This is a genomic window from Variovorax sp. FW305-3-2-15-B-LB1, from assembly GCF_058787635.1.
In genome coordinates, this window is the sequence record NZ_JBYSZY010000025.1 from 12381 (window position 1) to 32984 (window position 20604).

A 20604-nucleotide genomic window follows, 5' to 3' on the forward strand; every position below is an offset into this window, starting at 1 on the left:
CGGTGGTTCCCGAAATGGCTTCGCTACGCTCGCCCAGGATCTTTCACATGACCAATCCGCTCCTCGACTTCACCGACCTCCCCCTGTTCGACCGCATCAAGCCCGAACACGTGTCGCCCGCGGTCGACGCGCTGCTGGCCGATGCCGAGGCCGCGCTACAGACGGTGACGGCGCCCGAATTTCCGGCCGACTGGATCGCGATCTCGAAGGTGCTCGACGTGGCCTCCGAACGCTTCAGCCGCGCCTGGGGCGCTGTCGGTCACCTCAACGCCGTGGCCGACACGCCCGAGCTGCGCGCCGCCTACAACGAGGCCATGCCGCGCGTCACCGCCTTCTGGACCCGCCTGGGTTCCGACGAACGCCTGTACGCCAAGTACAAGGCCATCGACCCGGCCACGCTCAACCCCGAACAGCGCCAGGCGCACAAGAACGCCGTGCGCAACTTCGTGCTTGGCGGCGCCGAGTTGCAGGGCGAGGCCAAGCAGCGCTTTGCCGACATCCAGGAACGCCAGGCCGAGCTGAGCCAGAAGTTCAGCGAAAACGCCCTCGACGCCACCGACGCCTTCGCGCACTACGCGCAGCTGGGTGAACTCGACGGTGTGCCCGAAGACGTGGTGAGCGCCGCGCGCGCGGCCGCCGAGGCCGAAGGCAAGAAAGGCTACAAGCTCACGCTCAAGATGCCGTGCTACCTGCCGGTGATGCAGTTCGCCAAGAGCAGCGCGCTGCGCGAAACCCTGTACCGCGCCTACGTGACGCGCGCCAGCGAACTCGGCGATCCGAAGTTCGACAACACCGCGCTCATCACCGAGATCCTCGCGCTGCGCGAGGAAGAATCGAAGCTGCTGGGCTACAAGAATTTCGGCGAACTCTCGGTCGTGCCCAAGATGGCCGAATCACCCGAGCAGGTCGTCAAGTTCCTGCGCGACCTCGCCGCCAAGGCCAAGCCCTACGGCGAGCGCGACCTGGCCGACCTGCGCGCCTTCGCGGCCGAGCAGCTGAACCTCGTCGATCCGCAAGCCTGGGATTGGACCTACGTCGGCGAGAAGCTCAAGGAAGCGCGCTACGCCTTCAGCGAGCAGGAGGTGAAGCAGTACTTCCCCGCGCCCAAGGTGATGGCTGGCCTGTTCAAGATCGTCGAGACGCTGTTCGAGGTGTCGATCCGCCGCGACAGCGCGCCCACCTGGCATCCGAGCGTCGAGTTCTACCGCATCGAGCGCGCCGGCCAGAAGGTCGGCCAGTTCTACCTCGACCCCTCCGCCCGCGCCGCCAAGCGCGGCGGCGCCTGGATGGACGACGTGCGCGCCCGCTGGCTGCGCCCCGACGACGGCGTGCTGCAGACGCCGATCGCGCAGCTGGTGTGCAACTTCGCCAGCGGTGTCGACGGCAAGCCGCCGCTGCTCACTCACGACGACGTGACCACCCTCTTCCACGAGTTCGGCCACGGCCTGCACCACATGCTCACGCAGGTGAACGAGCGCGACGTGTCGGGCATCAGCGGCGTCGAGTGGGACGCGGTCGAGCTGCCGAGCCAGTTCATGGAAAACTTCTGCTGGGAGTGGGACGTGCTCGCCCACATGACGGCCCACGTCGACACCGGCAAGCCGCTGCCGCGCGCCCTTTTCGACAAGATGACCGCCGCCAAGAACTTCCAGAGCGGGCTGCAGACGCTGCGCCAGATCGAGTTCTCGCTGTTCGACATGCTGCTGCACACCGAGCACCAGGCCGCAGCCGCCGCCCCGGGCGCCGTGATGGCGCTGCTCGGCCAGGTGCGCGCCGAAGTGGCCGTGATGCCCTCGCCGCCGTTCAGCCGCACGCCGAACACCTTCAGCCACATCTTCTCGGGCGGCTACGCGGCCGGCTACTACAGCTACAAGTGGGCCGAGGTGCTGAGCGCCGACGCCTACGCGGCCTTCGAGGAAACCGTGGGCGCCGACGGCGAGCCCAACATCGAGACCGGCCGCCGATACCGCCAGGCCATCCTGGAGGCCGGCGGCAGCCGCAGCGCCATGGATTCGTTCAAGGCCTTCCGGGGCCGCGAGCCGCAGCTTGATGCGCTGCTGCGACATCAGGGCATGGCTCAGGCCCAGCCCGCTTGATACGGCGCTGAAGCTTGCGATACTCGGGAGATATGTATCCGACTTTTTACAAACTCCCGATGCGCGGCCTGATCGGCCTGGTCCTCGTGTTGTCGACCGCCAGCGTGCTGGCGCAGGCGGTCTACCGCCAGGTCGACAAGAACGGCAAGGTCACGTTCTCGGACCAGCCCCCCGTCGTCACCAACGCGCCGACGGGCGGGCCGCAACCGGCCAGCGCCAACGCGCCGGCCAACAGCGGGCTTCCCTACGAACTGCGCCAGGTGGCACAGCGCTATCCCGTCACGCTGTATAGCGGCGAAGGCTGCGGCCCCTGCAACGAGGCGCGCACGCTGCTCACCACGCGCGGCATTCCCTTCGAGGAACGCACCATCAAGAGCAACGAGGACGTCGACGCCCTGCAGCGCCTGAGCGGACAGAACGCGCTGCCGCTGCTCACCGTCGGGTCGCAGCAGCTCAAGGGCTTCTCGGATGTGGAATGGTCGCGCTACCTCGACGCGGCCGGCTATCCCAAGAGCAACAGCCTGCCCGCAGGCTACCGCCCGCCCGCCGCGCGCCCGCTCGTCGCGCAGCAGGCACCGGCAGCGGCAGCGCCCCGTGCGACCGACACGCCCCTGCAGCCGCCGAACCCCGCGCCGGCACCGCCCTCGAACGCACCGGGCCCGAACAACCCGGCCGGCATCAAGTTCTAGGAACGACGGGGGCCCCGCCCCCGTGTTGCATCGCCGCCGTTCAGCCGGCGAACTGCAACGTCTTCACGCCCGACGCCGTGCCCAGCAGGCACACGTCGGCCTTCTGGTGCGCGAAGACCCCCACCGTCACCACGCCGGGCCACTGGCTCACTTCGGATTCGAAGGCGCGCGGGTCGGTGATCCGCAGGCCGGTCACGTCGACGATGTGCTGGCCGTTGTCGGTCACCAGCGGCAGGCCGTCTTTCTCGCGCACCTGGGCGATGCCGCCCAGGCCGGCGAACTGGCGCATCACGCGGCGCGCGGCCATCGGGATCACTTCCACCGGCAGCGGAAACGCGCCGAGCGTCTCGACCAGCTTGGAGGCGTCGGCGATGCAGACGAAGCGCTTGGACTGCGCCGCGACGATCTTCTCGCGCGTGAGCGCCGCGCCGCCGCCCTTCACCATGAAGCCCCGGTGGTCGATCTCGTCGGCGCCGTCGATGTAGACGGCCAGTTCTTCCACCTCGTTGCTGTCGAACACCGGGATGCCCAGTGCGCGCAGGCGCTCGGTGGACGCGACCGAACTGGAGACGGCGCCCTTGATCTCGTCCTTGATCGTGGCCAGCGCGTCGATGAACTTGTTGACCGTGGAGCCGGTGCCCACGCCGACGATCTCGCCCTTGACCACGTAGGCCAGCGCGGCAAGGCCGACCTGGGCCTTGAGTTCATCCTGGGAAAGAGGGGTTGGGGAGGCGGGTGCGGTCATCGCGGAGAATCCTTGGCTCATTGAAGTCGAGAATTATCCGATGCCCCTGCTGTTGCCCTCTTCGCTCTATGGCCTGGCCCGCCCTTTTCTGTTCGGTTTCGACCCCGAGCACGCCCATGAAATCACCCTCGACGGCCTGGCCCGCACCCAGAACACGCCCTTGGCCTGCGCCTACGCGGCGACGCGCGTCGAAGACCCGATCCAGCTGGCAGGCCTGAATTTCCCCAACCGCGTCGGCCTGGCCGCCGGGCTGGACAAGAACGCGCGCTGCATCGACGCCTTCGCGGCCATGGGCTTCGGTTTCGTCGAGGTCGGCACGGTCACGCCCAAGGGCCAGCCCGGCAACCCGAAGCCGCGCATGTTCCGCCTGCCGCAGCGCGATGCACTGATCAACCGGCTCGGCTTCAACAACGAAGGGCTCGACGCCTTCCTGGCCAACGTGCAGAAGGCCCGTTTCCGCAAGCAGGCCGGTGGCAGCAAGTCGCCCATGCTGCTGGGCCTGAACATCGGCAAGAACGCAGCCACGCCGATCGAGCGCGCGGTGGACGACTACCTGGCCTGCCTGGACGGCGTCTACCCGCACGCGGACTACGTGACGATCAACATCTCCAGCCCCAACACGGCCAACCTGCGCTCGCTGCAGAGCGACGAAGCGCTCGACGCCCTGCTGGGCGCCGTGGCCGAGCGGCGTGAAGCGCTGGCCACGCGCCACGGCAAGCGCGCGCCGCTGTTCGTGAAGATCGCCCCCGACCTCGACGACGCGCAGGTCGCGGTGATCGCCGCCACGCTGCAACGCCACGGCATGGACGGCGTGATCGCCACCAACACCACGCTCGCGCGCGACGCCGTGGCCGGCCTGCCGCACGCGCAGGAAGCCGGCGGCCTCTCGGGCGCGCCGGTGCGCGAAGCCAGCAACCGCGTGATCGCGCAACTGCGCGCGGCACTGGGCAAGGACTTTCCGATCATCGGGGTGGGCGGCATCCTGAGTGCAGCGGATGCCAAGGCCAAGATCGCCGCGGGCGCGGACGTGGTGCAGATCTACACCGGCCTGATCTATCGCGGCCCCGGGCTGGTCCGCGAAACGGCCCAGGCGTTGCAGCAGGATCGCCGCAAGGCCTGAGCCGGTTCTTCTCTTTGCTGCCGGTGGCTCAGCGCATGCGCCAGAGCACCGGCGCAATGACCGTGGCCCAGCGCAACAGCCGCTTCGGGCGGATCACCGCCACGGCGGCGGCAGCGACCACCCCGGCAGCCACTGGGTGCTCGCGCGCAATGCGCAACGCCGTGGCCGCAGCCGATTCGTTCGCAGGCTCGCCCGAGGCCGGCTGCGTCTCGCGACCGCCCTGCAAGGTGGCGATGCGCTCGCGCTGGCGGTCCATGCGGGCCAGCAGCTCTTCGCGCGTGGCGGGGCGCGGCGGGCGCGGCGCTTCGTCGTCCAGCTCCGGGTCCTTGCCGAGGTTGAAGCGGTCCTGGACCCAGGCCCAGTCGCGCTCGAACTCCTGAAAGGTCGGAACGAAGCTGTTGGAAGCGTTGCTCAGGCTGCGCATCAGGCCGATGACGGCCGCCAGCCACAGCACCGCCCAGACACCGGCCACAACCCAGGCGGCGGTGACGCGGTACGGCGTGTCCCAGTAATGCACGACCACCGCCATCGAGAGCAGTGCCACCGCCACGGTGGTCAGCCCCAGCACGGCGACGACCAGGACGAGGGTCAGCTTCAGGCGCTGCTTCTCGTCCTCCCAGGCCATGCGCAGCAACTGCACCCGGTCCTCGGCCGCCAGCGCACCTTCGGCGGCGGCGATGCGCAACCGGCGGATGCGGGCATCGAGCCCGAACAGGGACAGCAGTCTCATGCGCCGCCTCCGCCCTCACCGGCCACAGTGTGGCGACGGCGAACAAAGGGACGGCGGTGCGCGCTCAGGCCGGTGCAGTGACGCTCAGCGGCGGCCAAGCAACAGGCCCACCAGCACGCCGACGGCCAGGGCGGCGCCGGCAACCTGCCAAGGTTCGTCGTGGGCGTAGGTGTTGGTGGCGGTGGCCGCCTGGCGCGCCTTCTTGGCGGCCAGCTTGCTCTTTTCGGAAGCCAGCTCGCGCGCGATGGCGAGCTTGGTGTCGATGCGTTGGCGCAGCGCCTTGATGTGGGGAACCGAATCCAGGTCCTTGCTGGCCAGCACGCCGCGCACGTCGCTTGCGATGTCTTCGGCTGCTGCTTCAAGATTGTTGGATGCACTCATTGGAATCTTTCCTCCGTGATGACACCGGCACCGCGCCGGCGGCTTCACGCCAGCATATGGCGTGCTGTCATGTTACAGGCTCGAAAGCCCCTCATGCGCGACAGATGTGCTCAGTTGTGCCCGAGTGCATGCATCAGGCCTCGGCGAGCAGGTCCGCGACATGCCGTCCGATGACCAGGCAACTGGTGAGTCCGGGCGACTCGATGCCGAAGAGATGGACCAGCCCCGGCACCCCATGCGAGGCGGGCCCCGCGATCACGAAGTCGGCCGCGGGCTCCTCCGGCCCCGAGATCTTCGGACGCATGCCCGCATAGCCCGGAATCAACGCACCGTCGGGCAACGCCGGCCAGTACCGGCGCACCTCGTCGTAGAAGCGTTCGCCGCGTGCGGGATCGACCACGAGATCGTCGGCCGCCTCGACCCACTGCACGTCGGGCCCGAACTTGGCCTGTCCGCCGAGATCGAGCGTCAGGTGCACGCCGAGCCCGCCCGGTTCCGGCACGGGATAGATGAGCCGACCAAAAGGCGCGCGGCCCGCGAGCGTGAAGTAGCTGCCCTTGGCGAAGTACTCGCGCGGCACCACCGACGCCGGCATGCCTTCGAAGCGGCGCGCCCGCGCCGGCGCGCCCAGCCCCGCGGCATTGACCACGGTGCGGCAACGCAGCGCCGTGCCGTCGGCGGCGATCAGCACGACGGCCCCATCCACGCATTCGGCGCGCTCGATGGGCGACTTGAGCGCCAGCATGCCGCCCGCGTTCTCGAGATCGCCGAGCAGGCCCAGCATCAGCGCGTGGCTGTCGACGATGCCCGTGCTCGGCGAATGCAGCGCCGCCACGCAATGCAGCTGCGGCTCCATCGCGTTGGCTTGCTGCGCGGTGAGCAGCACCAGGTCGCCCACGCCGTTGGCCGCAGCCTTGGCGCGGATCGCGTCGAGCTGCCCCACCTGTTCGGCCGAGGTCGCCACGATGAGCTTGCCGCAGCGGCTGTGCGGCACGCCGCGTGCCTGCGCGTAGCTGTAGAGCGCGTCGCGTCCTTCCACGCACAGCGTCGCCTTCAGCGAGCCCTGCGGGTAGTAGATGCCCGCGTGGATCACCTCGCTGTTGCGCGAACTCGTTCCCGTGCCGATGGCCCCTTCGGACTCCAGCACCAGCACCTCCCGGCCCGCGAGCGCCAATGCGCGCGCCACGGCCAGACCCACCACGCCGGCACCGATGACGGCGCAATCGATTTCATCCATCGCGCGAGCTTAGCGCGGCACGACGGGCGTTCGGCCTACCTCGCGCTGGGCGGCGGCTCGGGGTCGGTGGGCTCGTCGGGCGCGTGCTCCGGCCCTTCATCGGGCTCGACCGGCAGGTCGGGCGTGATCGGAGACGGAAGATCGGGTTGGGTGGCCATGGCTGCACTCCTTCGTTCCATCTCGTCGTTCTAGCGCGCTTTCACGCGCCTGCAAGCGGCCCGTGGCGGAAGGCGTCGTCGGTGCGCACCGACAAGGCCTTCGCCCAGGCACTCCAGCAACAGGGCCACGCACGCTGCTGTGTCCTCGCCCCTCCCACACCACACAGGGAGGATCACAGTGGACGATGCATGGCAGGGCCAGTCTAGGCATCGCCGTGCCTTCGCACATGAGCGAAGCGCCCTTTGGTGAGGGAGCCATGCGCCCTGCCCGGCGTGCATGCGAGCGTGACAAAGCGCCTGCCTGGGACCGCGTGCCCGGCGCGGCCCCCACGACCCGCTGGTCGCGTCGAAAAAAACGCCGTCCGTCCGGCCTGAAAAAACCCGTGCCCGCAAAGCATTCGCGCCGCGGTCCGGCGGTGAATTGCGGACGAAATGACGGGCCCGCTGCGTCGATGCCCCGACCCGGCTCAGGCCTTCCCGCCGGCGCGACGGAAATCAACCGGGATCAATGCCGGTACCCATGGCGCGACCGCCTTTCCGAAATTTGCCGGCGATTGTCGCAATGCATCCCCGCGCTCCGTGCGCTGACAGAGGGGAAAGTACCTCGATCCCCATTGCTCTCTATTTCATTAAAAAAATGGACATCATTCTAATTTCAATGATCACCAAGAATCACGAAACAGTTGCATCCCAGGCACCAAAAATCAGATGGCAAGTAACATTTTTCATTAGATTTTTTAGGCCTTCTGAGGATTTTCAAATTCACCCTCTAATTAACCAAAAGACGGAAAACCATTCCACAGAAGAAAAATATCTACCCCATCCTGAGTGCTCAACGCTCGAATGCCGACTCCTTCCAGCTGTCTCAATTCGCGAAAAGTTTCTTGTCAACCGTCAAAACTTGTCTGATTCTAGAAATATTCATCGAATTGATACCGAAACTCAGACTCGCAGGTCTGCAGAGATGGCGGAGAAGAATGGCCATTTTTTTGAATCGACGTTCCATCATGGCTTCCTACAGGGGTGACAAAACGCCCACCACAAATGGCCTTGGTACCTCAAATGTCATGGCTTAGGTAGTTCGATTCGGAAATATTTATATCCAAATGTAAACATGGAGAAAAGAGCCCAACAGAAGGCTCACCAAGTTCATAGGATCGCGACAAACCAAGAACCAAATCCAATTGAAATCAATTCGATTCCTTCAATTGAATTTTCCATTCACAGTCTGCAGCCGGGTAATTGCATGGAAACCCACATTGCTTCGTCGCCGGAGGCCGCCGTGGCTTCGCAGGCCGCGCTGGGCGATCTGTTCGTGTCGCCGCCCGCGCACGCGGCGGCAGGCGAACGGCTCGACGTCTCGCTGGTCCTCGAAGCCGGGTTCGCGCAGCGCTGGCAAGCGTCGCTGGGCACCACGGGGTACCTGCCGGACACGCTCTTCGTGGGTGCCTGGCTGCTGCTGCAATCGCGCTGGCTGGGCGCGGCCCTGCCGGGGTCTCACGGCATGCCGACGTCGCTGCCCGGCACCGCGAGCGCGTGGCTGACCCAGCTCGACCTCGACCGGCGGGCCACGCCGCAGACCGCCGACACCCTGCCGCCCCTGCGGCTCGAAGCCCGGACAGAACTCCCCGCCAGCCTGCATCTGGACGTCGACGCGAGCCTGATGGACGCGCCCTGCGCCAGCCGCCTGCTCGCAGCCATCGCCGACACCGCCGCCGATCTGCTGGTGCATCCCGGTGCGGCGCTCCACAACATCCGCGCCCTGCCCGACACCGACCGCCGCGACCAGCTCGCCGCCTGGGCCACGCCGCCCGCCGCGCCCGACCTGTCGCTCACCGTGCCCGCCGTGTTCCGCCGCCGGACCGCGGCCACGCCCGACGCCGTGGCGCTGGTGGAAGGCGACGAAACGATGACCTACGCCGAGCTCGACGCGCGCAGCGACCGGCTCGCACAACGCCTGCAGCAGTCGGGCGTGCAGGCAGGCGACCCCGTCGGGATGGTGTTCGAGCGGTCGATGGCCGCCATCGTCGCCATGCTCGGCATCCTCAAGGCCGGCGCGGCCTACGTGCCCGTGCCGACCGACTTCCCGCCCGAACGCGTCGCCACGATGTTCGACCAGGCCGGCGTGACCCGGGTCGTGACGACCGAGGCGCTGGCCTCTCTCGTGCCGGCCCCCTGCACCGCCGTGCGGGTCGATGCGCCCGAAGACGGCGCGGCCCCCGCGCCGTGGACGCCGCCGGCCATCGACGGCGAATCGCTGGCGTACCTCATGTACACCTCGGGCTCGACCGGCGTACCCAAGGGCATCGAGATCAGCCATCGCGCCATCCTGCGGCTGGTCGTCGATGTCGACTACATCGAGCTCGCACCCGGGCGCGCGATGCTGCATGCGGCGCCGCTCGCCTTCGACGCCTCGACGCTCGAGGTCTGGGGGCCCTTGCTCAACGGCGGGCGCTGCGTGATCCACGACGAACGGGTACCCACCGGCGCCGGCCTCGCACGCACCATCGCCCGCCACGAGGTCCACACCGCCTGGCTCACGGCCTCGCTCTTCAACGCCGTGATCGATGGCGATCCGCAGCACCTCGCGGGCCTGGCGCACCTGTTCACCGGCGGCGAGGCGCTGTCGGTACCCCATGTGCGGCACGCGCTCGACGCACTCCCCGGGCTCACGCTCAGCAACGGCTACGGGCCGACCGAGTGCACGACCTTCGCGACCACCCATCGCATCGAACGCGCCGCGATCGCAGCGGGCCCGCGCTCGGTACCGCTCGGGCGCCCGATCAAGGACACCGTGCTGCGCGTGCTGAGCCCGACGCTCGAGCTGCTGCCCAGCGGACTCGTGGGCGAGCTGTGCATCGGCGGACACGGCCTGGCGCGCGGCTATTTGGGCCAGCCCGAACTCACGGCCGCGCGCTTCGTGCCCGACCCCTTTAGCGCGCCCGGCGACCGGCTCTACCGCACCGGCGACCTCGCCCGCTGGCTGCCCGACGGCACCCTCGAATTCATCGGCCGCATCGACGGCCAGGTCAAGATCCACGGCCACCGCATCGAGACCGGCGAGGTCGAGGCGGCGATCCTCGCGCACCCCGCGGTGCAGTCCTGCGCGGTGGTCGCGCGGCCCGGTCGCGACGGCCAGCTGCGCCTGGTCGCCTACCTGGTCGCCCGCACGCAGAAGCTGGCGTGGGACACGCTGCGCGCGCACCTGGCGACCCGCCTGCCCGCGGTGATGCTGCCGTCGGCGCAGGTGTGGCTTGCGCAGCTTCCCGTCACGCCCAACGGCAAGCTCGACCGCAACGCCCTGCCCGAGCCGGCCGCCGAGCGCCCCGAACTCGCGCAGCCTTTCGAGGCCGCGCGCGACGCGCTCGAGCAGCAGGTCTGCGACGCCTTCGCGCGCGCCCTGGGCATCGACAAGGCCGGGCGCCACGACAACTTCTTCGACCTGGGCGGCAGCTCGCTGCTGGTGCTGCAGGTGCTGGCGGACCTGCAGCGCGAAGGCGCGCCGCCGCTGTCGACCAACCTCTTCTTTCGCCACCCGACGCCGGGCGCCATCGCGGCGCAACTGCAGTCCGCTGGCGAGGCGCCACAGGCGCCACACCCCGTGCCCGTGCGCGAGGACGCCGCCAGCGTCCCCGAGCCCATCGCTCTCATCGCCACCGCCGGTCGCTTCCCCGGCGCGGGCGATGTGGAGCAGTTCTGGGACAACCTCGTCGCCGGGCGCGACACCATCAGCTTCTTCGACGACGCCAGCCTGGACGCCGGCGTCAGCGAGTCGCTGCGCCGCGACCCGGCCTATGTGCGGGCTCGCGGCGTGATCGACGGCATCGAAGGCTTCGATGCCGCCTTCTTCGGCATTGGCCCGAAGGAAGCCGCACTCATGGACCCGCAGCACCGCGTGTTCCTCGAGATCTGCTGGGAGTGCCTGGAGCGCGCGGGCTACGTGCCCGACGAAGCGCCGGGCCCGGTGGGCGTGTACGCGGGCACGTACAACGCGACCTACTTCCAGCGCCACGTCACCTCGCGGCCCGACCTCGTGGAGGCCGTCGGCGAGTTCCAGGTGATGCTGGCCAACGAGAAGGACTACATCACCACCCGCGTGGCCAACCGGCTCAACCTGCGCGGGCCGGCGGTGAGCGTCAACACCGCGTGCTCGACCTCGCTGGTCGCGGTGGCCCAGGCCTTCCACGCACTGCGCACGGGCCAGTGCTACATGGCGCTGGCGGGCGGCGCCTCGGTCACCTGCCCGCCGCGCAGCGGCTACCTCTACAACGAGGGCTCGATGCTCTCGCCCGACGGCCACACGCGCAGCTTCGACGCGCAGGCCAAGGGCACCGTGTTCAGCGACGGCGCCGCCGTGGTGCTGCTCAAGCGGCTGTCCGACGCGCAGGCCGACGGCGACACCGTCTATGCCGTGCTGCGCAGCGCCTGCGTCAACAACGACGGCGGCGCCAAGGCCAGCTTCACCGCGCCCAGCGTGGACGGTCAGGCGGCAGTGATCCGCGCCGCGCTGGCCGCGGCGGACGTGGACGCGCGCAGCATTTCCTACGTGGAAGCGCACGGCACCGCCACGCCGATGGGCGACCCGGTCGAGGTCGAGGCGCTGGCCGTCGCGTACGCCGAGCACACCGACGCGCGGGGCTACTGCACGCTGGGCTCGCTCAAGAGCAACGTGGGCCACATGGTCACGGCCGCGGGCGCCGCCGGCCTCATCAAGACGGCGCTGTCGCTGCACCACGAACTGATTCCGCCCACCGCGCACTTCACGGCGCCGAACCCGGCGATCGACTTCGCGCGCACGCCGTTCCACGTCAGCAACCAGCTGCAGCCGTGGCCGCGGGCCGCGCTGCCGCGCCGCGCGGGCGTCAGCTCGTTCGGCGTCGGGGGCACCAACGCGCACGTCGTGCTCGAGGAAGCGCCGGCGCGGCAGGCACGCACCACGCAACCGGGCGTCCATGTGCTGGCGCTGTCGGCCCGCTCGGAGGCCGCGCTCGCGGTCGCGACGCAGCAGCTGGCCACGCACCTGGAGGAACAGCCCGAACTCTGCCTGGGCGACGCGGCGTTCACCCTGTGCGTCGGCCGCAAGGCCCATGCCTTCCGCCGCGCCGTGGTGGCCGGCGATGCGGCGCAGGCCATCGAGGCGCTGCGATCGGAGAACACGGCGTGGCGCGTGAGCGACCGGATCGCCGAGCGCGCGCCGCAGCCCGTGCTGATGTTCCCGGGCCAGGGCGCGCAGTACCCGGGCATGGGCCGCGCGCTGCATGCAGGCGACCCGGTGTTCGCGGCCGCGTTCGACAACTGCCTGCGCGCCTTCGAGGGCGCACTGGACTTCGACCTGCGCGAACGCCTGTTCGCAGACGACCCGCAGGCGCTCGCGCCGACGGCCGTCACGCAGCCCGCGCTCTTCACGCTCGAGTACGCGCTCGCACGGCGGCTGCTGTCGCTGGGCCTGCGCCCGCACGCGCTGATCGGCCACAGCGTCGGCGAATTCGTCGCGGCCGTGATCGCCGGCGTCATGCGCCTGGAAGATGCCGCCCGGCTCATTGCCCGCCGCGGCGCGCTCATGCAGGCACAGCCCGCGGGGACGATGCTGTCGGTGCGGCTCGGTGCGGACGCGCTGGCCCCGCGGCTCGCGTCCTCGCCCCAGATCTCGCTCGCCGCGGAGAACGCACCCGGCGCCTGCGTGGCCGCCGGCCCCACCGAGGCCATCGCCGAACTCCAGGCCGCGCTCGAAGCCGAGGGCGTCGCCTGCCGGCTGCTGCAGACCTCGCACGCCTTCCACTCCGCCATGATGGACGCCGCGGTGGCGCCCTTCGAAGCGCTCGTGAGCCAGGTGGCGCTGCACGCGCCACAGATCCCGATTTACTCCACGTTCACCGGCCGCCTGCTCGAAGACGCACAAGCCACGAGCCCCGCCTACTGGGCGCAGCACCTGCGCGGCACCGTGCGCTTCTCGCCGGCGCTGCAGAGCGCGGCGGACGACGCCACCCATCCGGTCTTCGTGGAAGTCGGTCCGCGCAACACGCTGGCCGCGCTGGTGCGCCAGCACCGCCTGCCGGGCCTGGCCCCGGCGTCGAAGGCCGGCGCGGTGGCGGTGTCGCTGCTGCACGGCGAACCGGCCGACGAGACCCGGACCCTGCGCCTGGCCGCCGCGCGCCTGTGGACCTGTGGCGCCGAGGTCGACCTCGCCCTGCTGGCACCGCGTGCCGGCGCCCGGCGCGTGTGCCTGCCCACCTACCCGTTCGAACGCAAGCGCCTGTGGGTCGACATCGCGCTCACCGCGCCGGTGTCACCGGCCCTTGCGCCTGCCCTGCCTGTTTCATTGGAGCCGATCGTGACCGCTGCAGCGCCCTCGCCTGACCTTCCTCTGCCTTCTTCCCCGCCGTCCGAGGCGTCGCGCGCGGCGTCGGTCGACAGCCGATTGCGGGCCCTGTTCGAAGACATCTCGGGCATCGACATGGCCCAGGCCGAGGGCCAGGCCCCGTTCGGCGAGATCGGGATGGACTCGCTCACGCTGACCCAGGCTGCCACGCAGATCAAGAAGCGCTTCAAGGTCGAGCTGAGCTTTCGCCAGCTGATGGAGAACTACCGCAGCTTCGACGCGCTGGCCGCGTACCTGCTGAAGAGCCTGCCGCCCGAGGCCGAGCCGGTGGCTGTGCCCGCCATGCCCGCCATGCCTGCGGCCTCCGCCGTGCAGGTGTCGATGCCAACGCCACCGCAAGGGCTTGCGCAGCCCACCGGCCTGCTGAACCAGGTGATCGCACAGCAGATGGAGCTGATGCGCCAGCAGCTCGCGCTCCTGTCCGGCGCGGCCGCGCCAGTGGCGGTGGCGGCGATACCCGTGTCGGCCGAGGCCGCACCCGCCGCGCAGCCGCAGCCGCCCGCCGAAGCGCCGCTTCGCTACGACGTCAACAAGGCCTTCGGCGCCATCGCCCGCATCCACACCCAGCGCACCGCCGAACCCAGCGCGCGGCAGAAGGCGCGGCTGGCGACCTTCGTGCGGCGCTATGTCGAGCGCACGCCAAAGAGCAAGCGCTTCACCGAGGACAACCGCGCCCACATGGCGGACCCGCGCGTGGTCAACGGTTTCCGTCCGCTGACCAAGGAGATCACCTACCAGATCGTGATCGAACGCTCCAAGGGCTCCCGGCTCTGGGACCTCGACGGCAACGAGTACGTCGACGCGCTCAACGGCTTCGGGCTGAACCTGTTCGGCTGGCAACCCGATTTCGTGCAGGACGCCGTGCGGGCCCAGCTCGATGCGGGCTACGAGATCGGGCCGCAGCATCCGCTCGCGGCCGACGTGACCCGCCTCATCTGCGAACTCACGGGCAGCGAGCGCGCCGGCCTGTGCAACACCGGCTCCGAGGCCGTGATGGCGGCGCTGCGCATCGCGCGCACCGTCACCGGCCGCAGCACGGTGGTCGCCTTCACGGGCTCCTACCACGGCACCTTCGACGAAGTGCTGGTGCGCGCCGGCAAGGGCGGCAAGGGCCTGTCGGCCGCGCCGGGTGTGATGAGCGGCATGTTCGGCGACATCCGCGTGCTCGACTACGGCACGCCCGAGGCGCTGGCCTTCATCCGCGACAACGCCGCGGACCTGGCGGCCGTGCTGGTCGAGCCGGTGCAAAGCCGCCGCCCCGACTTCCAGCCGCGCGAGTTCCTGCACGACGTGCGCGACGTCACCGCGAAGAACGGCTGCTGCCTGATCTTCGACGAGGTCATCACCGGCTTTCGCAGCGCGCTGGGCGGCGCGCAGGAGCTGTTCGGCGTGCGCGCCGACCTGGCCACCTACGGCAAGGTGATCGGCGGCGGCTTTCCGGTCGGCGTGATCGCCGGCAAGCGCGAGTTCATGGACGCGCTCGACGGCGGCGCCTGGCAGTACGGCGACGACTCGATCCCGGGCGTGGGCGTGACCTACTTCGCCGGCACCTTCGTGCGCCATCCGCTCGCACTCGCTGCGGCCAAGGCCTCGCTCACGCACCTGAAGGAGGCCGGGCCCGCGCTGCAGGCCGGGCTCACCGCCAGCACGACCGCCATGGCCACGGAGCTCTCGGGCTGGTGCCAGGAGGTCGGCGCACCGATCGAGATCCGTCATTTCGCGTCGCTGTGGCGCGTGAGCTGGCTCGAAGACCAGCCGCTGCAGGACCTGCTGTTCGCCATGATGCGCAGCCGCGGCGTGCACATCCTGGACAACTTCCCGTGCTTCCTCACAAGCGCGCACAGCGCCGAGGACATCGCCTTCCTGCAGCGCGCCTTCAAGGAATCGGTCGCCGAGATGCAGGAATCCGGCTTCCTTCCGCGCCGCGCTCCCGCCCCCACCCGCTTCGACGCGCGCAAGCCCGTCGAGGACGGCAGCGTGCTGGCCCGCGACAGCGACGGCCAGCCGTACTGGTACGTACCCGAAGACGCCGCCTTGCACGAGCGCCTCATCAACGGAAAGGCCGCAGCATGAACGCCGCACTCAAGCCCACCGCGAGCGGTGGCCTCGTCGAATGCATCATTGCGACCACCGAGTCGCAGCGCGAAATCTGGCTCGGCGCCACGCTGAGCCCCGAGGCCTCGATGGCCTACAACGAGTCGGTCGTGCTGCGCCTGCGCGGCGCGCTGGACGGCGACGCCTTGGCGCGCGCCACCGACCGGCTGCTCGAACGCCACCAGGCGCTGCGCGCCACGATCTCGCCCGACGGCACCTTCATGCTGGTCAGCCCGCCGGCCGGGAACCAGCTGGTGCGCCACGACCTGGGCGGGCTCGCGCCCGAAGCCCTCGCGCAGGCGCTGCACGCGGCCCACGACGAGGCGGTGTGCACGCCGTTCTCGCTCGAACACGGGCCGCTGTTCCGGGCGGTGCTGTACCGCCTGGGCGATGACGAGCACGAGCTCGTGATGTCCGCGCACCACGTGGTCTGCGACGGCTGGTCGTGGGCGGTCATCACCGAGCAGCTGGGCCACCTCTATGCCGAGGAAACCGGCATCGGGCTGAAGCTCAAGGCCGCGCCGCTCTTCGCGGACTTCGCCGCCGAGGAAGCCGTGGCCGCCGCGAGCCCCGACATGCAGGCGCACATCGACTACTGGCTGGAGCGCTTTGCCGGCAACACGCAGCCCGTGCTCGACCTGCCGCTGGACCGCCCCCGCCCGGCCGCGCGCACCTTCAATTCGCGCCGCGCCGAGCGCCTGCTCGACCGGCGCGTGGTGGGCGCCGTGCGCATCGCGAGCACCAAGGCCGGCGTCAGCCTGTTCACGGGCCTGCTCAGCGGCTTCGTCGCGACGCTGCACCGCCTCACGGGGCAGGAAGACATCGTGGTCGGCATCCCGACCTCGGGCCAGCTCGCGCACGACGTGCCCGGCCTGGTCGGCCATTGCGTGAACCTGCTGCCGCTGCGCATCGCCGCGCACCCCGCCATGCGCTTCGACGCGCTGATGGACGAATGCAGCACCGCCGTGCTCGACGCCTTCGATCACCAGGCCCTGACCTACGGCGCGCTGCTGGGCCAGCTCTCGCTCGAGCGCGACCCGAGCCGGCTGCCGCTGGTGAGCGTGACCTTCAACGTCGACCCCGACGTGGCGAGCAGCGCGCAGGCCTTCACCACGCTCGACGTGGTGCAGGACACCATCGCCCGGCGCTACGAGAACTTCGAACTCTTCGTGAACCTGCGCCCGCACGCCGGCAGCCTGCAGGTCGAGGCGCAGTACAACACCGACCTGTTCGACGACGTGAGCGTGCAGCGCTGGCTCGACATGTTCGAGTGCGTGCTGCAGTCGGCCGCGCACAAGCCCGACGACACCATCGGCGGGCTCGACGTGCTGTCCGCCGGCGCCGCGCGTGCGCTGCTGGCGCTGCAGCCGGCGCGCGTGCCGCTGCGCGGCGCGCCGCTGGCGCACGCCGGCTTCGTGGCGCGCGTGCCGCAGCAGCCGCACCGCCCGGCGGTGCGCGACGGCGCGCGCAGCTGCAGCTACGGCGAACTCGATGCGCTGTCCAACCGACTGGCGCGTGCGCTGCGCGCGCGCGGCGTGGGCCGCGGCCAGCGCGTGGGGCTGTGCCTGGAACGCAGCCTGGAGATGGTCGTCGCGATGCTGGGCATCCTCAAGGCAGGGGCCTCCTACGTGCCGATGGACACCTCATTTCCGCAGGCGCGGCTGGACCACTACGCCAGCGACGCCACCCTCAGCCTGATGCTGACCTCGTCCGACATCGCGGTGGCGCCGCGCGACTGGCGCGCCGACGCCGACCAGCGCGTCTTCGAGATCGACCGCGACACCGCCTGGCGCCAGCTGTCGGGCGAAGCGCTGCCGCCGAGCAGTGACGACCCCGGGTCCGAAGACGCGGCCTACGTGATCTACACCTCCGGCTCGACCGGCCTGCCCAAGGGCGTCATCGCGCACCACCGGGGCGTGGCGCACCTGCTGCAGTGGATGCAGCGCGAATCGGGCATCGGCCCGTCCGACCGCATCGCCGCCGTCACCACGCTGTCGTTCGACATGGCCGTGCCCGACCTGCTGCTGCCGCTGGCGGCGGGCGCCGAACTGGTGATGGTGCAGCGCGAGGTCGCGATGGACGGCAACCGCCTGTCGCGGGCGCTCGACGACGAACAGATCACGCTGCTGCAGGCCACGCCCGGCATGTGGCAGCTGCTGCTCGATGCCCAGTGGGCCGGCGGCACGCCCGGTTTCCGCGGCTGGACCGGCGGCGAGGCGCTGCGCCCGAGCATGGCGCTGGCGCTGTGCGAGCGCATGGAAGGCCTGTGGAACGGCTACGGCCCGACCGAGACGACGGTGTACTCCACCGCCTGGCATGTGCGTCCCGAAGAGATCGCCTCGCGCGGCATCTCGATCGGCAGGCCCGTCGACAACACCGAGATCTGGATCCTCGACGCCGACCTGCAGCCCTGCCCGATCGGCGTGCCCGGCGAAATCTGCATCGCGGGCGAAGGCGTCTCGCTGGGCTACCTCGACCGCCCCGCACTGACCGCCGAGCGCTTTGTCACGGTGCGCATCTTCGGTGCCACGAAGAAGGTCTACCGCTCCGGCGACCGCGGCCGCTGGCGCAACGACGGGCTGCTCGACCACCTCGGGCGGCTCGACTTCCAGGTCAAGGTGCGCGGCTACCGCATCGAGCCCGGCGAGATCGAGGTGCGCTGCTGCGAAGTGGCCGGCGTCTCGCGCAGCGTGGTCGTGGCCCGCGAGGACAACCCCGGCGACGTGCGCCTGGTGGCCTACCTGGCGCTGGCGCCCGAGGGCGGCTTCGACCTCGATGCGCTGATGGTGCACCTGCGCAAGCACCTGCCGGCCTTCATGCTGCCGCAGCACGTGGTGACGCTCGACGCCCTGCCCACGCTGGCCAACGGCAAGGTCGACCGCGTCTCGCTGCCGCCGCCGCAGGCGGTGGCGCGCAACGAGGTGCGGCGCGGCGCGGGTCCGCGCAACGCGCACGAGCGCAAGGTGCTCGCGGTCATGGAGAAGGTGCTGAGCCTGCCGGGCCTGGACATGCACGACAACTTCTTCACCATGGGCGGCCACTCGCTGCTGGCCGCGCGGCTCACCACGCTGCTGAGCCGCGAGTTCCAGGTCACCTTGCCGCTGCGGGCGCTGTTCGAGGCGCCCACGGCCGAGAAGCTGACCGCGGTCATCGAGGCGCTGCAGGGCGCGGGCGTCGGCCTGCAGGCGCCCATTGCCTGCCACCCCGATCGCCGCAGCGCGCCGCTCACGCCTTCGCAGGAACGCATCCGCTTCATGGAGCAGCTGTACACGGGCCGGTCGGTCTACAACGCGCCCTCGGCCCAGCGGCTCACCGGCAAGCTCGACGCGGCGCGCTTCGAAGGCGCGCTGCGCGAGATGATCCGCCGCCAGCCGTCGCTGCGCACGCGCATCGGCTTCGACGAGGACACGGGCCGCCCGATCCAGTCGATCGCGGAGTCGGTGGAGTTCGCCCTGCCGCTGGTCGACCTGCGCGGCCTGCCCGCTGACCAGCGCGAGGCCGAGCTGGTCGAGCAGATGCAGGAGCTGGCCGACCGGCCGCTCGACATCCACAGCGCGCCGATGATGCGCGCGACCCTGTTCCAGCTCGACGACAACGAGCACGTCTTCCTGTTCGTGCCGCATCACCTGATCTGGGACGGCTGGTCCTTCGACCTGATGCAGCGCGAGCTGGGCGCGTTCTACGACGCCGCCGAACGCGGCCGGCCCCACAACCTGCATGCACTCGCCACCACCCACGGCGACTACGCCGAGTGGCTGGAGACCTGGCTGACCGAGCCGGCCTGCGAGGAGCAGCTCGCGTTCTGGCGCGGCCGGCTCGCAAGCGCCAGGGCCGTGCGCCCGCCCCGCACCGACATGCCGCGCCGCGCGGGCAAGAGCGGCCAGGGCGGCGCGCACTGGATCCACATCGACCTGCAGAGCACGCAGCGGCTGCGCGAGGTGGCACGCGACATGGACGTGACGCTCAGCATGCTGACCTTCGGCATCTACGCGCTGACCATGGCCCAGGCCACCGGCAACGACGCCATCGTCATCGCGAACCCGGTGCGCGGGCGCCAGCAGGCCGAGACGGAAGACGTCATGGGCTTCTTCAACAACGTGCTGCCGGTCTCGCTCGCGGTCGACATGGCGCTGCCGCTGCCCGACTTCATGCGCTACGTGAAGCAGGAGCTGCTGTCGATGATGAACCACCAGCAGGTGCCCTTCGAGCGCCTGATGGCCGAGCCCGGCTATGCGGGGCAGATCAAGGCCTCGGGGCCCTACCAGGCGATGTTCTCGTTCCAGGACGCCCGCGAGCGAGCGCGCACCGTCGGCAGCCTGCAGACCCGCCAGGTGCACGTGATGCAGCACGGCGCCACCGACGACGTCGGCGTGTGGCTGATGGACAAGCCGCACGGCCTGGAAGGCGCGCTGCTCTACAACGCCGACGTGTACCTGCGCGAGACCGGCGCCCAGCTGCGCGAGCGTTATCTCGAGGTGCTGGCCCGCGTCGCCGACCGCCCGAACGCCACGCTCGCGGAGATCGCCAGCACCGAAGGCTCGGCCAGCGCACGCTATCTGCGCAAGCTGGCGGCCGACGAGGCGGACAAGAGTGCGCCGGCCGATCCCCTCAACGGCGACGCGCACGAGGCGAAGCGCGGACTGCTCAGCCCCGAGCACGCCCAGCTGGCCCAGATCTGGGCCGACGTGATCGGCATCGACGTCGACGAGATCCGCGCCAGCGACAACTTCTTCGACCTCGGCGGCGACTCGCTGCTGGTGCTGCGCGCCGTGCAGCAGGCGGCGCAGACGCTGGGGCACCGCGTGGAGCCGCGCCGCTACCTGTTCGAGAACCTCGGGCAGATCGCGTCCTCGGCGCACGCCACGCCGCACGGCGTGCCTTCGGACCTCGCCGACCTGGCCGCCGGCACCGCCGCGCATGCACAGCGCGGCGGGCTGCTCGGCGCCCTCGGCAGCTGGCTGCGCAAGGGGTGACC

General features: G+C 70.0%; 10 protein-coding genes. 5 read left to right on the forward strand and 5 right to left on the reverse strand.

The features are described 5' to 3' along the window. Positions 1-47: 47 nt before the first annotated feature. Both AC3WQR_RS16915 and AC3WQR_RS16920 read left to right on the forward strand, forming a co-directional pair. Positions 48-2096, forward strand: coding sequence for a M3 family metallopeptidase (locus AC3WQR_RS16915; RefSeq protein ID WP_492742898.1), 2049 nt, complete (start codon positions 48-50; stop codon positions 2094-2096). Positions 2097-2155: 59 nt separating this feature from the next. Beyond that, on the forward strand, positions 2156-2785 hold the full coding sequence (locus AC3WQR_RS16920) for a glutaredoxin family protein (protein ID WP_255221182.1): 630 nt from the start codon (positions 2156-2158) through the stop codon (positions 2783-2785). Positions 2786-2825: 40 nt separating this feature from the next. Here the strand turns inward: AC3WQR_RS16920 and rpiA are convergent, their stop codons facing one another. Then, positions 2826-3530 carry a ribose-5-phosphate isomerase RpiA gene (rpiA, locus tag AC3WQR_RS16925; protein ID WP_062479923.1) on the reverse strand — a complete coding sequence of 235 codons (705 nt, stop codon included), beginning with the start codon at positions 3528-3530 and terminating at the stop codon, positions 2826-2828. 40 nt (positions 3531-3570) lie between these two features. On the opposite strand from rpiA, the gene AC3WQR_RS16930 reads away from it, so the two are divergent. Continuing rightward, on the forward strand, positions 3571-4650 hold the full coding sequence (locus tag AC3WQR_RS16930; protein ID WP_492684050.1) for a quinone-dependent dihydroorotate dehydrogenase: 1080 nt from the start codon (positions 3571-3573) through the stop codon (positions 4648-4650). Between the two features lie 28 nt (positions 4651-4678). Here the strand turns inward: AC3WQR_RS16930 and AC3WQR_RS16935 are convergent, their stop codons facing one another. The 4 genes from AC3WQR_RS16935 to AC3WQR_RS16950 all read right to left on the reverse strand — a co-directional run bounded on the left by AC3WQR_RS16935 (position 4679) and on the right by AC3WQR_RS16950 (position 7156). Beyond that, on the reverse strand, positions 4679-5380 hold the full coding sequence (locus AC3WQR_RS16935) for a phage holin family protein (protein WP_070061031.1): 702 nt from the start codon (positions 5378-5380) through the stop codon (positions 4679-4681). A gap of 84 nt (positions 5381-5464) precedes the next feature. Further along, entirely contained in the window at positions 5465-5761 is a 297-nt protein-coding gene (locus AC3WQR_RS16940) for a glycine zipper domain-containing protein (protein WP_056580064.1), read from the reverse strand. 133 nt (positions 5762-5894) lie between these two features. Further along, a complete protein-coding gene (locus AC3WQR_RS16945) occupies positions 5895-6998 on the reverse strand; it encodes an NAD(P)/FAD-dependent oxidoreductase (RefSeq protein WP_492742901.1) in 1104 nt (367 codons plus the stop codon). Between the two features lie 35 nt (positions 6999-7033). Then, positions 7034-7156, reverse strand: coding sequence for a hypothetical protein (locus tag AC3WQR_RS16950; RefSeq protein ID WP_062479916.1), 123 nt, complete (start codon positions 7154-7156; stop codon positions 7034-7036). 1246 nt (positions 7157-8402) lie between these two features. Here AC3WQR_RS16950 and AC3WQR_RS16955 point away from each other — a divergent pair. Continuing rightward, positions 8403-15608 carry an amino acid adenylation domain-containing protein gene (locus tag AC3WQR_RS16955; protein WP_492742902.1) on the forward strand — a complete coding sequence of 2402 codons (7206 nt, stop codon included), beginning with the start codon at positions 8403-8405 and terminating at the stop codon, positions 15606-15608. After that, positions 15605-20602 (forward strand): amino acid adenylation domain-containing protein, encoded by a 4998-nt coding sequence (locus tag AC3WQR_RS16960; RefSeq protein WP_492742904.1) that lies wholly within the window; start codon positions 15605-15607, stop codon positions 20600-20602. The genes AC3WQR_RS16955 and AC3WQR_RS16960 overlap by 4 nt, the downstream gene beginning before the upstream one ends. Positions 20603-20604: the final 2 nt, after the last annotated feature.

What these genes read in the sequence shown, in the direction of transcription:
- AC3WQR_RS16935 (WP_070061031.1), bottom strand. Translation starts at nt 5,380, where the DNA reads ATGAGACTGCTGTCCCTGTTCGGGCTCGATGCCCGCATCCGCCGGTTG.
- AC3WQR_RS16930 (WP_492684050.1), top strand. Translation starts at nt 3,571, where the DNA reads ATGCCCCTGCTGTTGCCCTCTTCGCTCTATGGCCTGGCCCGCCCTTTT.
- AC3WQR_RS16945 (WP_492742901.1), bottom strand. Translation starts at nt 6,998, where the DNA reads ATGGATGAAATCGATTGCGCCGTCATCGGTGCCGGCGTGGTGGGTCTG.
- AC3WQR_RS16940 (WP_056580064.1), bottom strand. Translation starts at nt 5,761, where the DNA reads ATGAGTGCATCCAACAATCTTGAAGCAGCAGCCGAAGACATCGCAAGC.
- AC3WQR_RS16955 (WP_492742902.1), top strand. Translation starts at nt 8,403, where the DNA reads ATGGAAACCCACATTGCTTCGTCGCCGGAGGCCGCCGTGGCTTCGCAG.
- AC3WQR_RS16960 (WP_492742904.1), top strand. Translation starts at nt 15,605, where the DNA reads ATGAACGCCGCACTCAAGCCCACCGCGAGCGGTGGCCTCGTCGAATGC.
- AC3WQR_RS16950 (WP_062479916.1), bottom strand. Translation starts at nt 7,156, where the DNA reads ATGGCCACCCAACCCGATCTTCCGTCTCCGATCACGCCCGACCTGCCG.
- rpiA (WP_062479923.1), bottom strand. Translation starts at nt 3,530, where the DNA reads ATGACCGCACCCGCCTCCCCAACCCCTCTTTCCCAGGATGAACTCAAG.
- AC3WQR_RS16915 (WP_492742898.1), top strand. Translation starts at nt 48, where the DNA reads ATGACCAATCCGCTCCTCGACTTCACCGACCTCCCCCTGTTCGACCGC.
- AC3WQR_RS16920 (WP_255221182.1), top strand. Translation starts at nt 2,156, where the DNA reads ATGCGCGGCCTGATCGGCCTGGTCCTCGTGTTGTCGACCGCCAGCGTG.